Origin of the sequence: Streptomyces sp. C36 (assembly GCF_040932295.1) — a bacterium.
GTDB lineage: Bacteria > Actinomycetota > Actinomycetes > Streptomycetales > Streptomycetaceae > Streptomyces > Streptomyces triculaminicus.
Genome location: NZ_JBFQGI010000003.1, coordinates 518,455 through 532,365 on the forward strand (window position 1 = coordinate 518,455; position 13,911 = coordinate 532,365).

Genomic DNA, 13,911 nt, shown 5'->3' on the forward strand with positions numbered 1-13,911 from the left:
CTCAGCCGGTGCGCACCACCATCCGTGACGGCCCGTGGAAGACCAGGTCGTCGGCGTAGGTCACCGGCTCGTCCGCCAGGGCGAGCCGGGGCAGCCCGCCCAGCAGCTCCAGCAGGCCCGTCTCCGCCTCGACGCGGGCCAGCGGGGCGCCGACGCAGTAGTGCCGGCCCATGCCGAAGCCGCAGTGCCGGCGGGCGTCCCGGCGGATGTCGAGCCGGTCGGGGGACGGGAAACCCGCCGGGTCCCGGTTGGCCGAACCCAGCACGAGGGTCACCTTGCTGCCCGCGGCGATCGTCCGCCCCCCGATCTCGTCGTCCGCGAGGGCCTGCCGGCTGATCATCTGCACCGGCGAGTCGTAGCGGACCAGCTCCTCCACCGCGCCCGGCATCAGCTCCGGCCGCGTCCGCAGCAGGGCGAGCTGCTCGGGGTGGGCGAACAGCGCGAGCAGGCCCTTGGCCACCAGGTTGGTGGTCGTCTCATGACCCGCCGTCAGCAGGTGGACACAGGTGCCGACGAGGACGTCGTCGCCCAGGGCCAGCTGCTCCTGGGCGCGCAGCATCGCTCCGATCAGGTCGGCCTCGTAGCGGTGCTGCGCGGCCCGGCGGCGGGCCAGCTCGGCACGGAAGTACGCGTCGAGCTCCCGCGCCGCCGCGTCGGCCACCGCGAAGCCGTCGGCCCGGCGCGCCACCCGCGCGCTGGTGGCCTGCTGCAGGTCCACCGCCTGGGCGCGGAACCACGGCCGGTCCGCCGCGCGCACGCCCAGCAGTTCGCTGATGACGAGGATGGGGAAGGGCGCGGCGAAGCGGTCCACCAGGTCGGCGGTGCCGGCCGCGCGCAGCTCCTCGACGAGGGAGGCCGCGAGCTGCCGGACGCGGGGGCGCAGCCCCTCCACGATGCGGGGTGTGAAGCTCTTGGCCACCATCGCGCGCACCCGCGTGTGCTCCGGAGGGTCCATGAAGACCATCCAGTTGGCGGTCGTCCGCCGCAGATGGGGGCACTCGCGCGGCAGCCGGGACGGCGGCGCGCCCCGCCCGTAACCCCGGCCGGTCAGCACCCGGGCCACGTCGTCGTGGCGGAAGAGCAGCCAGCCGTCCTCCGCCCGGTGCACCGGGTCCTGCTCGCGGTAGCGCCGGTAGAGGGGGTACGGGTCGGGAACGTGGACGTCCGCGGCGCGGAACGGGGGCAGGGGCGCGTCGCTCATCGCGCACCCCGCACCGTGTCCGCCAGCGCCCCGGGCTCCGCCGGAAGGGCGGCGCCCCGCCAGGCGACGTGGCCGTCCGGGCGGACCAGGACGTGCAGGCCCCGGTACGGCTCCGGCGCCTCCTCGTCCCAGCAGGTGACACCCAGCGGCACGCGCCGCCGCGCGAAGGCGTCCTCGAACCCCTTCAGCCGTGGCTCGTCCGCCGGCGCCGCGCACAGCAGCCGGAAGGACCGCCCGAAGAGGTCGAGCGTGGAGCGGCCCGGGCCCAGCCGCGCGTGCGGCGCCCGCCCGCCCGGCAGCGGCGTCCGCCGCCACTCCCCGCCCCGCTCGCCGCCGCCCACGACCAGCGGCGAGTCGTAGCGGTGGCCGAAGTGCACGTCGGGCGCCTCGAATTCGCGCCGCACCCCACCGCACCTGAGCCCCCGCGCCACCGCCGCGCGGGCCTCGGCGCCCCGCGGGGTGTCCAGCAGGACCTCCGCGGGGACCTCGCGGCGCACCGTCCGCGTCAGGTTGGCGTTGGCCTCCTCGAGGCTGCGCGCCGCGACCGGGCGGCGCTCGGTCTCGTACGCGTCGAGCAGCCCGGGCCCCGCCCAGCCCGCCAGTTCGGCGGCGAGCTTCCAGCCCAGGTCGGCGGCGTCGGCTATGCCGGTGTTCATGCCGAACCCCCCGGACGGCGAGAGCGTGTGGGCGGCGTCGCCCACGAGCAGCACACGGCCGGCGCGGTAGCGCTCGGCGACGCGGTGGGTGAGGTACCAGACGTTCTCGGAGAGGATCTCCAGCGGGGTGTCGAAGGCGATGGCCGAGCGGACCACCGACAGCGCGTCCCCCTCGAGGGTCAGCCCCGCCCCGGCCGTGAGCCGGTACAGCTCCCGGCCGTCCATCGACCGCAGCGGGAAGCGCAGCCCGCCGGGCTGCACCAGGAAGTACACCAGGGCACTCCGCCCGGCCAGCCGCTCGCGCAGCCTCGGTGCCCGGAAGAGGATGTTGCGGAAGACCTGGGTGGGGTGGCGGGCCGGCGCCGCGATGCCCGCCGCCTTGCGCACGGGCGAGGAAGCGCCGTCGCAGGCGGCGAGATAGCGCGCCCGGACGGTCAGGCGCCTGCCGCCGTCGTCCAGGTCGCGCACGGTGGCGGTGACCGCGTCCGCGTCCTGGACGACGCTCTCCACGCGGCAGCGGCGCCGCAGCGGACCGTCCGGGTGGAGGCCCACCGCGCGGGCCAGCAGCGGCGAGAGCCAGTGCTGCGGGCACACCTGCTCGGGCTCGGGCGTCCAGGGCGGCTCGGCCCGGCCCTGTGACGTGCCGAAGTCCAGACGGTGGATCTCGTGGCCGCCCAGCGCGGTCACCCAGACGACGTCCAGCGGGTGGTCCTCCGGCCAGCCCGCCGCGCGGATCGCGTCCGCCACGCCCCAGCGCCGGAACAGCTCCATCGACCGCGGGCCGACCGTGCCCACCTTGGGGTGCGCCACGCCGCCGTCGGAGGCCTCCACCACCATGAAGTCCACGCCCCGGTGGGCCAGGTCCAGGGCCAGCGCCATCCCGACCGGTCCGGCCCCCACGACGAGGACGTCGGTGTCGTAGTGCGTCCTGCCCGTGTTCGTCATGCCCGCTCCTCACTGCGGCGGAAGAAGTCGGCGTAGAAGGCCGCCATGCCGGCGACCTGCGCCGGCACCGGCTCGCATTTGCGGGCCGCCGCCGACAGGTGGTCGAAGCGCAGCGCCAGCGAGCGGCGGGCCACGTCGGGGCGGGGCACGCAGGCGGGCGGGGCGTCGAGCTCGAAGGTGGGGCCCGCCGTGCGGCCGCGCCGCCCCGACTCCATCGTCACCAGCAGCTCGGCCAGCGGGCGCATCATGCCCGTCATCACGTCGATCGAGGCGTTCATCAGCTTCGACCGGCGCAGGCTGCCGTCCGGGCTCTCGCCGAAGTGCTGCGCCATCAGCTGCAGCGTCAGGTGGTACGAGCGGTTGAACAGCCGTCCCACCGCGCGCGCCTCCGGGTCGGTGATCGCGTCCTTCGCCCCGCCGCCCGCCCCCAGGGTGGGGTTGCGCAGCACCGGGTAGGCCGGGCTCCACGGCACCAGATGCCCGTACGGGCCCGGGACGCGCTCGGTGGTGAGCGCCTCGCCGATCCGCAGGAAGCTCCGGAAGTGCGAGGAGTCCGAGGGCGCGGCCCCGCCCAGCACGCCGCCCTCGCCCTGCTCGGCGATGACGTCCACCGCGAACAGGGCGCTGGAGAGGTCGTCGACCTCCAGCTGGTAGTCCGGGTGCACGGCGTCGACCGATTCGCGCAGGAACAGATGGTGCTCGCCGCCGCCGCGCCCCTTCTCCACCAGGAACAGGCCGGGGACGCGGCGCAGCCCTTCCCTGATCCCCGCGTACAGCTCGCTCACCGAGCCCCAGGTGAAGCCGAGCGGCCGCACGGCCGGGCCGCGCGGACCGCCCTCGGAGCGGACCCCGGGGACGAGCCCGGCGGGCTGCTCGATGGCGATGTAGCGCTGCACGCTGCCGACGCTCAGCCCCTCGAGGGCGAAGTCCAGCGGCACCGGCAGCTCGGCGCCGATCGTGGCGAAGTCGACGAGCGGGATGTGGAAGGGCTCGCCCGTCGCCGTGATGATGTTGTTGACCAGCAGGAAGTGGATCATCTCCTCGCGCGCCACGTTCAGCAGGACCCCGCGGATCCCGTCGTCCGTCGTCGCCCCGCCCTGCCCGCAGGCGAGCTCCAGCTGCCCGGCGGTCCACTCGCCCCGGCGCACGTACTCCCTGCCCGCGCCGTGCGTCGGCACGGAGAACGCCGCGTAGAGGTACTGCAGCATCACGGCCAGCTCCAGGGCGGCCGCCTGCCGCAGCGCGGTCAGCAGCTCGCCCCGGGTGGTGATGGCCGGCTCCCCGCCGAGGACGGCCGGGGTGGTCAGCGGCGGGCGCGTACGCGCCTGATGGTTGCGCAGATACGCCAGCAGCAGCCGCGCCTTGGGATCGGTGAGATCACGCGTGGGCGGCATGTAGTACGTCTTCTCCTTGTTGCGCGGGTCGCACATCTGCCACACCAGCTCCGCGTACGTCTCCACCTTGCAGCGGTCGGCGAGGCTGAAGACCTCCGAGCGCATGAAGGAGGAGATGTGCTCGTAGAAGGCGAAGACCTCCCGGTGCAGGAGCGCGAAGTCCACCTCCGCCCTGGGCACGTCGTCCAGGTACCAGTCGTCGGGCAGTACGCGCACCGCCAGGGAGCCGGCGCCCGCCCAGAAGCCCAGCGCGTCCTCGTCGTCGTACGCCGCCCACGCCGAGCCCTCCGCGGCCGGGTCGACGGGCGGCGGGCCGGCCGGGTCCGCGGACAGCAGCACCCGGCACGTGCCGGCCCGTTCGCCGCGCAGGGTCAGCAGGCCGCGCCCGTGCTCGTCGGTCGCCACCGCGCAGCCCTCGGCGTACGGGCCCTCGTCGCGCATCCCGAGGACGACCGCGTCCCGGCAGCGGGCCCCGGGCGCGCCCGCGCCCGGGTCGGCGGGCAGGGCGCGGGGGTTGAAGAACTGCCGCGCGGTCACCCGGCCCACGCTCGCCGGACGGCCGCGCACGAACGACCGCAGCGGCACGCCGACCGCGTGGTCGCGGCCGTGGCCGCGGTCGCGGTGGTGCAGGACGAGCAGGGCGTCGTCGGTCTGCACGTTGGCCTCGCGCTCGGCCAGCAGCGTGGTGCGCCGCCGGGCGCCGGGCGGGGTGCCGGTCAGGCACAGCCCCTCGTCCGCCGCGGCCTCCCACCCGGGCTCGGCGGGCACCGTGACGATGCCCGAGGTCGCGTCCGAGGGGTACGCCCCCGCCGGCACCCGGGCGACCAGCCGCCCGGATCCGGCCGTACGCAGCTCCAGGTCGCCGGCGTCCAGGGGCGGCCCGAGCCGGTGCAGCGGGCCGGGGCCCGCCTGCCGCGCCCGGTGGGTGACGGGCACGGCGGAGATCATGTTGAAGGCGGCCCGGCCGCGGGCCACCTCCACCGTCATGTGGTGCAGCGTCCGCCCCGTCCCCGCGAGGGGGACCAGCAGCCGCCCGGCGGGGTAGCTGCGCATCTCCTCCGCGCGCCACGGGGCGATCGTGCCGCGCACCCGCCAGTGGCTGGGGGCGTCGGGGACCGTCGGCGAGGACATGGCGTCCAGGGCGAACTGGACCACCAGCCCGTCCGCGCCCCGCTCCACCGCCCGGCGCAGCGCGCCGACGGCGGGGGAGCGGTCGCTGTCCGGCAGCCACCCCAGCCCGCGCTCCGGGCCGCCGGGCGGGGTGAGCACGAACTGGTGCACGGCGCAGTAGCGCAGCTGCCGGGCCAGGACGTGATCCCCCACGTCGAGGATCCGGCCGAAGTCGACCCAGCGCGGCGGCTGGAGGCCGCTGACGGGGCCGGTGAGCATATAGCCGTCGTCGTGCGAGCGCCCCAGCCGCCCGAACCCGAACCGGCCGGCCATCAGCGCCGTCGTCCACCCCGAGGCCGGGTCGAGGTCGAAGACGCGGGCCCGGTTGACGGTGGTGCGCAGGTAGGGGTTGTAGTGCCCCCAGACGTCCACGCTCCGGCCCACGACCGGGTCGGCGGTGCCGGGCGGATCCCCGGGGGCGGCGTCCGGGCCCTCCACCGACACGACCTCGGCGGTGATCCAGAAGTGGCCGTTGCCGTCGAAGTTCCAGCCCTTCGCGGCGCTGAACTCCCCCTCCGGCGACGGCCGTCCGGCCGCGTCGAAGCGCGGCCCGCGCCGCCGCAGATAGTCGTGGTACTCGGCGGCGGGCCGCTCGACGGGGAACGGCCCGTCGTCCGTCAGCGCGCGGTGGGCCGCCAGATCGGTCAGCCCGCCGCGCGGTCCGGTCGGCAGCTTCGTCGTGGCGGTGCCGGCGAAGTGCAGCCTGGGCAGATCGAACACGCTCATCACAGGGCTCCCGCTGGGTCGTGGCGGTCGGCGGCGGTCGCGGTGCGGTGGGCCCGCTCGTGGCGTCCGACGGCTTCGACGGCCCGCAGCGCGGATTCGATCCCTCCCTCGATCCACGCGGAGGCCGTCGAGCAGTGCTCGCCGGCGAAGAACAGCCGGCCCACCGGGCGGAAGGCGCGGCGCAGTTCCTCCGCGCACCTCTCGTCGCTCTTGCCCCAGCGGTAGGCGCAACCGCCGCCGCTCCAGGCGACGTTCCCCCACGCCACGCTCACGACGTCCAGCACCATGCCGGGAGTCATCAGCTCGGGGTGGACCACGCTGAGCTCGTCGAGGACGAGGCGGTGCCGCCGCCGTGCGGACATCCGGCCGAGCCGGGCGGCCTCGTCGCCGATGGTGTAGCTGGCGAGCAGCGCCGCGCCCCGCCCGGGTGCGCCGTCGGCGGCCGGATAGTACGTCTGGCGGACGCGCCCTCCGGTGAACGAGGCCCCGCCCCGTATGCCGCCCTCGCGCCAGAACGCCTCGCGGCAGTGGACGGCCACCTTGGTGGCCGGGCAGTACTCCACCTCCCGCAGCACGTCCAGCTTGTCGGCGTCCAGCCCCCGCAGCCGCATCCGGCGGACGGCGGGGAAGGGCGCGGTGCACACGACGAGGTCCGCGTGCTCCTCGACCGTGCGGCTGCCGGCGCGCACGGTGAGCCGGACGAGGTCGTCGCACACCTCGATCCCGGTCACTCGGTGGCCGAGAAGCACCGGCCCGCGCAGCCGGCCGGCCACGGCGCGCGGCAGCGCGTCCATGCCGCCGTGCAGACGCAGCAGGTCGGGGCTGGTCTCGGCGAGGATGTCGTCGAGGAAGCTGTTGAGCCGGGCGCTGCAGCCCGCCCGGATGCCGGGATGGGCGGAGAACAGCGAGTGGAGGTCGACCCGGTCGCGGGCCGGGCCGCGCAGATGCGGGGCGAGGTCGACGAGGGCGACCAGGTCCAGCAGCTGGCGGCGCAGGTCCGTGCGCAGCGCCTCCCGCAGGTCGGGCGGGGCGATGGCGTCGACGATGGCCGTCAGCCAGGCGCCGAAGGCGACGATGCCGTCGTCGAGGCGCTCGTCGTGGCGCTGCCACGGGCGGTGTCGTTCCAGCTCGCGCCGGAAGTTCTCGCGCAGCGGGCCGGAAGCCTCCCGGATGCGCAGGAAGCCGTCCTCGGTGCGCAGGAAGGCGTTTTCGTCGGACAGGAGTGTGGTGAAGGTGCGGAGTTCTCCGGCCAGCCCCATTCGTCGAATGTATTCGAGGGCGTGGTGGTGATGGGCCGGAATGCGCATGGCGCCGAGTTCCACGGACGGTGCGCCGGGGCCATGGCCGAACCGGTGGGTGTGGATGCGCCCACCGATGCGCGTGGTGCCTTCCAGGACCCTGACGCGGTAACCCCGGCACTCCAGTTCGTAGGCCGCGACGAGACCGGAGATTCCGGCCCCGATGACGACGACCCGGCGGCCGGGTCGTTCGAATTTCTCGAATGCGTGAGCATGCCAAATCTGCGAAGCGGCGTCCATCGGTGTTCCCCCCGTGACCTGCTCAATTCCCCCATCGAGCCCGCTCATATATTTCATGTGCGCGGGCTCGTGGCAATGGTAATTCAGGCCGTCGGCATTCCGGCGCGGGATTTTCCGGAAGGCGTCGACAAAGGATGAGACGCCATACGCAGAAAAACGGCCGACGATCCCCCGGGAATCCCATGCGGAAATGCGCCGGAACGCTCCGGCACCGCACGGCGGTCCTCTCACGGCACTCGTGACGCGCTGGTGCCGCCCCGCGTACTCCTTGAGGAGTACGGAAAAGCCCGTACTCAAGTACGACGCCCGGGTCGCCGGTGGACGGCATCGTGGGGGGCATGGATCACCAGGGGACGGATCGAAGAGACGGGCCGGGCCGCGGAGGCGCCCGGGACGAGGGGGGACGGCCGTGAGCACGCTCGTCCCGGCGGTGCTGCTGTGCCTGGTGTCCGCCGTCTGCTACGCCGGCGCGGCCATCGCCCAGGAGCGCGTCGCCGCCACCGCCACCGGCCGCGCGGACGCGGCGTACGCGCCGCTGCGCCGCCCGGGCTGGTGGGGCGCGGTCGCGCTCACCGGACTGGGCTCCGCGCTCCACGTCGTGGCACTGGCCTGCGGGCCGCTGAGCCTGGTGCAGCCGCTGGGCGCCCTGACGATCGTCTTCGCGCTGCCGATGGCCGCGCTCTTCGCCTGCCGGCCCGTCGGCCCCGCCGGGTGGCGCGGCGCGCTGCTGGCCACCGTCGGACTGGCCGGACTGCTGAGCCTGACCGGACCGCCGCGCACGGAATCCCTCGCCGTCGGGGAACGGCCGCTGCTGGCCGCCGGCGTGCTCGCCTTCGCCGCCGCGGTGGCGCTCGGCGCCCGCCGGCTGCGCCGCCCGGTCGTCCGCGGCGTGGCGCTGGCCACGGCCGCCGGCGCGGCCTTCGGCATGGCCTCGGTCTTCACCAAGGCCGTCGCCGAGGACTGGGCCGCGCACCAGGCCGTGCCCGCCCTGCTGCCGCCCCTCGGCGCCATCGCCCTCCTCGCCTCGGCGGGCATGCTCCTCTCCCAGGCCTCCTACCGCGACGCCGGCCTCGCCGCGCCCCTGGCCACGGTCACCGTCGTCAACCCCGTGGTCGCCGCGGCCGTCGGCGTCCTGGCCCTCGGCGAGGACTTCCGCTTCGGAACGACCGGCGCCCTGCTCGCGGCGACGGCCGGCCTGTTGGCGGCGTCCGGCGTGGTGGCCCTGACGCTGCAGGGCCCCGGCCCTGCGGGCGGCGGGCGAGAGGCCGTGGTGGCGGGCGGGCCGGGGCCCGGCGCCGCGACGGCCGGGCTCGCGCCCGCCGTCGCGACGACCGGACCCCGAGCCGGCGCCAGGCGCCGACGTGGCCCCGCACCCGCGAGCCGGGCTTCCGGAGTGGGCGGGACCGCCCGGGTGCCCGGCGCGCGGACGCGCGCCCGGCGTCCCATGCCGGAACGTTCCGGCACACGGCAGGGCTGACGGGCCGTGAGGCGGCGGCCGACCCCGGACGGATGAACGGCCGGATCCGGGCTAGGGCCCGTGCCTGGTGCCGCCGGCCTCGCGAGGCAGCTGTCCGGGCCGGCCCTGCGGAACCCGCCGCCCCGGCCGCCCGCAGGGCGCCCGGCGGCATCCGTCGAACACCGCCGTGCGGCACCCGTGGAACCGCCCAGCCGCCCGCAGGGCGTACGGCGGCGCACCCGCACCCCACCGCGGCCCCGCCGGAGGCGCCATGGCGCTCGTAGGCCGGTTCGCGCCACCATGGTTGATCCCGCCGCCTCTTTCCGGAGGAGCCCCCATGGACTTCGACGTCGTCGTGGAGATCCCGCAAGGCAGCCGCAACAAGTACGAGATGGACCACGCGTCGGGGCGTATCCGGCTGGACCGGATGCTGTTCACCTCGACCCGCTACCCGGCCGACTACGGCTACATCGACAAAACCCTCGGCGCCGACGGGGAGCCGCTGGACGCGCTCGTGCTGGCGGGCGATCCGACCTTTCCCGGCATCGTCATCCGGTGCCGGGCGATCGGGCTCTTCCGGATGCGTGACGAACGGGGGGCGGACGACAAGGTGTTGTGCGTGCCGTCCGGGGATCCGCGGCACGAGCACCTGAGGGATCTGCGGCATCTGCCGGAGTTCGACCGGCTGGAGATCCAGCACTTCTTCGAGGTCTACAAGGAGCTCGAGCCGGGCAAGTCGGTGGAGGCCGCCCGCTGGGCGGGCCGGGACGCCGCGGAGACCGAGATCGTCGCCTCGCGCGTACGGGCCGAGCGGGCGGGGGAGGGCGCGCGCTGGTGAGGGGCCGGGTCCGCCCCGGGCCGTCCGGGCCGCGCCGGCCGCGGCCCGGACGGGGCGTCCCCTCAGGCCTGGCGCAGCAGGGCCGCCAGGTCGCTGTCCACGTCGAGGTGGCCGCCCTCGCCGCCCACCGGCACCAGCGTGTAGGTGCGGGCGAGGAACGCCCGCAGTTCGGGGGTGTCGATCTGCACCATGGCCACGCCCTCCGGCGCGTGGAACTCCAGCACCGTGCGGTGCGGGCCGCACGGCCACACCCGTACGTCGCCGCCGCCCGCCGAGCGCAGCAGGCCCCGTGCCAGCAGCTCGCGGGCGAAGGCCCATTCGACGTCCTCCCCGTCGAGGGAGGCCGCCGGGGGGAAGGCCACGCGCACGGCGAAGGGGTCGGAGCGCCGGTACAGCAGGCGCGCGGGAACCGTCCGGGACGGCGGGGCCGACGCGATGATCCGTGCCTGGACAGCCTGTTCGATGACAGTGGACAACGCCAGCTCCCTTGCGGTCGTTTTCCGGTGGTGCTCTTCCGTGCCGTTACGACGTCCTCATGTGGTGAGACGAGTGAACGATCGCCGTAGTGCACATGATTCGAGCGTGAGCTGTATCACTGCCCTTTTAAAAGAAGACATTTGCCTTCTACGTCAATGAACTTGAAGGAATTACGGCAAGGCTGGCGTCATCAAGCGTTGTTTTGCGTCGCCCGGGCTCACTGTCGCCCCGGCAACCCCGTCCGTTTCTTGTCGTGGACGCGTCGCCGCCGCTCCGCTAGCTTCCCCCCTCATGAAGCGGATGGGGAAGACGTTGCGCGCAGTACTGGCGGGGGCCTGTGGGGCCGCCCTCGCCCTGGTGGGGACGGCGCCCTCGGCGCAGGCCGCCCCGCACCCGCCCCGCCTGTCCTGGGAGGCCAAGGACACCGGCACCGACGCCCGCTTCCGGGGGCTGGCGGCCGTCGGCCGCTCCACGGCGTGGCTGGCGGGCACCAAGGGGACGGTCCTGCTCACCCGGGACGGCGGCCGCGGCTGGCGCGACGTCTCGCCGCCGGGCGCGGGCGGCCTGGAGTTCCGCGACGTCGAGGCGTTCGACGCGCGGCACGCGGTGGTCCTGGCCATCGGCGAGGGCGAGGCCTCGCGGATCCTGCGCACCGACGACGGCGGGGCGAGCTGGACCGAGGCCTTCCGCAACACCGACCCGAAGGCCTTCTACGACTGCGTGACGTTCTTCGACCGCCGGCACGGCATCGCGCTGGGCGACCCCGTCGACGGCAGGTTCCGCGTCCTGGCCACCGGCGACGGCGGGCGCAGCTGGCGCCCGGCGCCCGACGAGGGGATGCCCGCCGCCCTGCCCGGCGAGGCGGCCTTCGCCGCGAGCGGCCAGTGCGTGGTGAGCTCCGGCGGCCGCGACGCGTGGATCGCCACCGGCGGCGCGGCCACCTCCCGCGTGCTGCACTCCGCCGACCGGGGCCGCACCTGGACGGCCACCACGACGCCCGTACCGGCCGGCGACCCGGCCCGCGGCGTGTTCGCCCTCGCCTTCCGCGACCGCGCGCACGGACTGGCCGTCGGCGGCGACTACCGCACCGGGCAGCCGTCGCCGGTGGCCGCGGCCCTCAGCGGCGACGGCGGCCGCCACTGGACGACGGCACCCCGCCCCCCGGCCGCCTACCGCTCCGGCGTCGCCTGGCTGCCGCGCGGCCGCGCGACGGCGGTGGCCGTCGGCCCGACCGGCAGCGAGGTCAGCACGGACGGCGGCCGTCAGTGGCACGGCTTCGACACCGGGTCGTACGACACGGTCGCCTGCGCGCCCGACGGAGCCTGCTGGGCGGCCGGGGAGAAGGGGCGCGCCGCGCGCCTCGGCACGGGGCGGTAGGGCGCGTGGCGGCGGGGCCCGCCTCGCCTCAGGACGGCAGCTCCTGGCGGTAGGACGCCATCGTCTCCGAGGTCTTCGTCGGGATGAACTCCGTGATCGTGTAGTCGCACACGCCCGCCACGGTGAAGGGATCGCTCTGGGTGATCTCCTCGATCTTCGACCGGTCGTCGCCGAGGGCCAGGATGATCCCGCCGTCGCGGGGCACCTTGCGACCGGAGGCGATGAAGACGCCGGACGCGTAGTGGGCGTCCAGCCAGGCGACGTGCTCGGCCATGGCGGCGTCGATGCGGTCGATCGGAGCGATGTAGGTCAGTTCCAGTACAAACATGATCGACAGGCTACGCCGCGGCCCGGCGGGGAAGGGTGCCCGCCGACTGGCGTGGCGCGCGTGTCCCTTAGCGTGGGGGCACCATGACTGACGCACCGTACGCCCTGCCCCCCGACTGGCCCACCACCGAGGCGGAAGCGACCGCCGTGCAGGAGGAGTTGCGGGGGCGGGTGGTGCTGGACGAGCCGGGGCCGCCGCCCGGCGCGCCCCTGGTGGCGGTCGGCGTGGACGTCGCGTACGACGACGAGCGCGACGTCGTCGTGGCGGCCGCCGTCGCGCTCGACGCCACGACGCTGGACGTCGTCGCCGAGGCGACGGCGGTCGGCCGGGTCTCCTTCCCCTATGTGCCGGGCCTGCTGGCGTTCCGTGAGGTCCCCACCGTCCTCGACGCCCTCGCCCGGCTGGACGTCACGCCCGGCCTCGTCGTCTGCGACGGCTACGGCCTCGCCCACCCCCGCCGCTTCGGCCTGGCCAGCCACCTCGGCGTGCTGACGGGCCTGCCGGTCGTCGGCGTCGCGAAGAACCCCTTCACCTTCCGCTTCGAGGCGCCCGGCCCCCTGCGCGGCGACGCCTCGCCGCTGCTGGACGGCGAGGAGGAGGTGGGGCGGGCGCTGCGCACCCAGCCCGGCGTCAAGCCGGTCTTCGTCTCCGTCGGCCACCGCATCGGCCTCGACCGGGCGTGCGAGCACGTCCTGCGGCTGGCCCCGCGCTTCCGGCTGCCGGAGACCACCCGGGCCGCCGACGCGCTCTGCCGGCGCGCGCTGGCCGGCCACGGGCGCCCTTGACGCGCCCCCGCCCGTCGGCCAGAGTCGGCGCGTGGTCGTCTCCGGGGTCGTCCCCCCGCTCTGCACGCCGCTCACCGCCGACGGCGAGGTCGACACGCGTTCCCTCGGCTCCCTGGTCGAGCACGTCCTGGCGGCCGGCGCCCATGCCGTCTTCGTCCTGGGAACCAGCGGCGAGAGCGCTCATCTGACCGACGCTCAGCGCGCGGCAGCGCTGGCGGCGGCGGTCGAGGCCGTCGCCGGCCGGGTGCCCGTCCTGGCCGGGGTCATCGACATGACCACCGCCCGCGTCCTGGACCACGCCCGCGCGGCCGCCGCGCTGGGCGCCGACGCGCTCGTCGCCACCGCGCCGTTCTACACCGGCACCCATCCGGCCGAGGTCGCGGACCACTTCCGGCGTGTCCGGGCCGGTGCCGGGCTGCCGCTGCTGGCCTACGACATCCCCTCCGCCGTGCACAGCAAGCTCACGGCCCCGACGCTGCTCGAACTCGCCGAGGACGGCACGCTCGCCGGACTCAAGGACAGCAGCGGGGACCTGGGCGCCCTGCGGCGGCTGCTGGTCGCCCTGAGCGAGCGGGGGCGCGCCCACGACTTCGCGGTCCTGACCGGCTCCGAGCTGACGGTCGACGCCGCGCTGCTGGCGGGCGCGGACGGCGTCGTGCCGGGGCTGGGCAACGTGGACCCGGCGGGCTACGTACGCCTGTACGAACACGCCCGGGCCGGGCGCTGGGCGGAGGCGGCCGCCGAACAGGACCGGCTCGCGGCGCTGTTCGCGCTGGTCGACGCCGGGGGCACGGCGGAGATGAGCGGCAGCGCGGCGGCGCTGGGCGGCTTCAAGGCGGCGCTGCGGGCGCTCGGGGTCATCGAGTGCGCGGCCACCGCCGCGCCGCTGCGGGTCCTGCCGGACCACGCGGTGACGAGGGTGCGGCTGTTGCTGGCGGAGGCCGGGCTGCTGTAGGCGGCGTCGGCACGCCGGGCGCGGGTCAGCCGGCCGGCGGCGGCGCGCGCCGCACGGGCCGCGTT

General features: G+C 75.5%; 11 protein-coding genes. 5 read left to right on the forward strand and 6 right to left on the reverse strand.

What is annotated here, in order from left to right:
- Position 1 precedes the first annotated feature (1 nt).
- Genes AB4K12_RS12100 through AB4K12_RS12115 form a run of 4 tightly spaced genes read right to left on the reverse strand, consistent with a single transcriptional unit; the run spans position 2 to position 7,555 of the window.
- Entirely contained in the window at positions 2 to 1,201 is a 1,200-nt protein-coding gene (locus AB4K12_RS12100) for a cytochrome P450 (protein WP_368434200.1), read from the reverse strand.
- Positions 1,198 to 2,802 (reverse strand): FAD-dependent monooxygenase, encoded by a 1,605-nt coding sequence (locus AB4K12_RS12105; protein WP_368434201.1) that lies wholly within the window; start codon positions 2,800 to 2,802, stop codon positions 1,198 to 1,200. Before AB4K12_RS12105 ends, AB4K12_RS12100 begins: the two co-directional genes overlap by 4 nt.
- Positions 2,799 to 6,092: a ferritin-like domain-containing protein gene (locus tag AB4K12_RS12110; RefSeq protein WP_368434202.1), complete on the reverse strand. Its 3,294-nt coding sequence runs from the start codon at positions 6,090 to 6,092 to the stop codon at positions 2,799 to 2,801. The genes AB4K12_RS12105 and AB4K12_RS12110 overlap by 4 nt, the downstream gene beginning before the upstream one ends.
- Positions 6,092 to 7,555: a flavin monoamine oxidase family protein gene (locus AB4K12_RS12115; protein WP_368434452.1), complete on the reverse strand. Its 1,464-nt coding sequence runs from the start codon at positions 7,553 to 7,555 to the stop codon at positions 6,092 to 6,094. Before AB4K12_RS12115 ends, AB4K12_RS12110 begins: the two co-directional genes overlap by 1 nt.
- Before the next feature lie 484 nt (positions 7,556 to 8,039).
- On the opposite strand from AB4K12_RS12115, the gene AB4K12_RS12120 reads away from it, so the two are divergent.
- Both AB4K12_RS12120 and AB4K12_RS12125 read left to right on the forward strand, forming a co-directional pair.
- Positions 8,040 to 9,107: a DMT family transporter gene (locus AB4K12_RS12120; RefSeq protein ID WP_368434203.1), complete on the forward strand. Its 1,068-nt coding sequence runs from the start codon at positions 8,040 to 8,042 to the stop codon at positions 9,105 to 9,107.
- A 316-nt stretch (positions 9,108 to 9,423) separates the two neighbouring features.
- Positions 9,424 to 9,924, forward strand: coding sequence for an inorganic diphosphatase (locus AB4K12_RS12125; protein ID WP_086572065.1), 501 nt, complete (start codon positions 9,424 to 9,426; stop codon positions 9,922 to 9,924).
- 62 nt (positions 9,925 to 9,986) lie between these two features.
- Here the strand turns inward: AB4K12_RS12125 and AB4K12_RS12130 are convergent, their stop codons facing one another.
- On the reverse strand, positions 9,987 to 10,400 hold the full coding sequence (locus tag AB4K12_RS12130) for an SsgA family sporulation/cell division regulator (protein ID WP_368434204.1): 414 nt from the start codon (positions 10,398 to 10,400) through the stop codon (positions 9,987 to 9,989).
- 301 nt (positions 10,401 to 10,701) lie between these two features.
- Between AB4K12_RS12130 and AB4K12_RS12135 the strand changes: the two genes are divergently transcribed.
- On the forward strand, positions 10,702 to 11,778 hold the full coding sequence (locus tag AB4K12_RS12135; RefSeq protein WP_368434453.1) for a WD40/YVTN/BNR-like repeat-containing protein: 1,077 nt from the start codon (positions 10,702 to 10,704) through the stop codon (positions 11,776 to 11,778).
- A 28-nt stretch (positions 11,779 to 11,806) separates the two neighbouring features.
- On the opposite strand, the gene AB4K12_RS12140 is transcribed toward AB4K12_RS12135, so the two are convergent.
- Positions 11,807 to 12,106, reverse strand: a complete 300-nt coding sequence (locus AB4K12_RS12140) for a YciI family protein (protein ID WP_368434205.1) — start codon at positions 12,104 to 12,106, stop codon at positions 11,807 to 11,809.
- An 83-nt stretch (positions 12,107 to 12,189) separates the two neighbouring features.
- Between AB4K12_RS12140 and AB4K12_RS12145 the strand changes: the two genes are divergently transcribed.
- The gene (locus AB4K12_RS12145; protein WP_368434206.1) at positions 12,190 to 12,891 is read left to right on the forward strand and encodes an endonuclease V; all 702 of its coding nucleotides are present in this window, start codon (positions 12,190 to 12,192) and stop codon (positions 12,889 to 12,891) included.
- 31 nt (positions 12,892 to 12,922) lie between these two features.
- Positions 12,923 to 13,846, forward strand: coding sequence for a dihydrodipicolinate synthase family protein (locus tag AB4K12_RS12150; RefSeq protein WP_368434207.1), 924 nt, complete (start codon positions 12,923 to 12,925; stop codon positions 13,844 to 13,846).
- Positions 13,847 to 13,911 lie beyond the last annotated feature (65 nt).

Coding starts and splice junctions, on each gene's coding strand:
- AB4K12_RS12100 (WP_368434200.1), bottom strand. CDS start 1,201: ATGAGCGACGCGCCCCTGCCCCCGTTCCGCGCCGCGGACGTCCACGTT.
- AB4K12_RS12105 (WP_368434201.1), bottom strand. CDS start 2,802: ATGACGAACACGGGCAGGACGCACTACGACACCGACGTCCTCGTCGTG.
- AB4K12_RS12110 (WP_368434202.1), bottom strand. CDS start 6,092: ATGAGCGTGTTCGATCTGCCCAGGCTGCACTTCGCCGGCACCGCCACG.
- AB4K12_RS12125 (WP_086572065.1), top strand. CDS start 9,424: ATGGACTTCGACGTCGTCGTGGAGATCCCGCAAGGCAGCCGCAACAAG.
- AB4K12_RS12135 (WP_368434453.1), top strand. CDS start 10,702: ATGGGGAAGACGTTGCGCGCAGTACTGGCGGGGGCCTGTGGGGCCGCC.
- AB4K12_RS12140 (WP_368434205.1), bottom strand. CDS start 12,106: ATGTTTGTACTGGAACTGACCTACATCGCTCCGATCGACCGCATCGAC.
- AB4K12_RS12145 (WP_368434206.1), top strand. CDS start 12,190: ATGACTGACGCACCGTACGCCCTGCCCCCCGACTGGCCCACCACCGAG.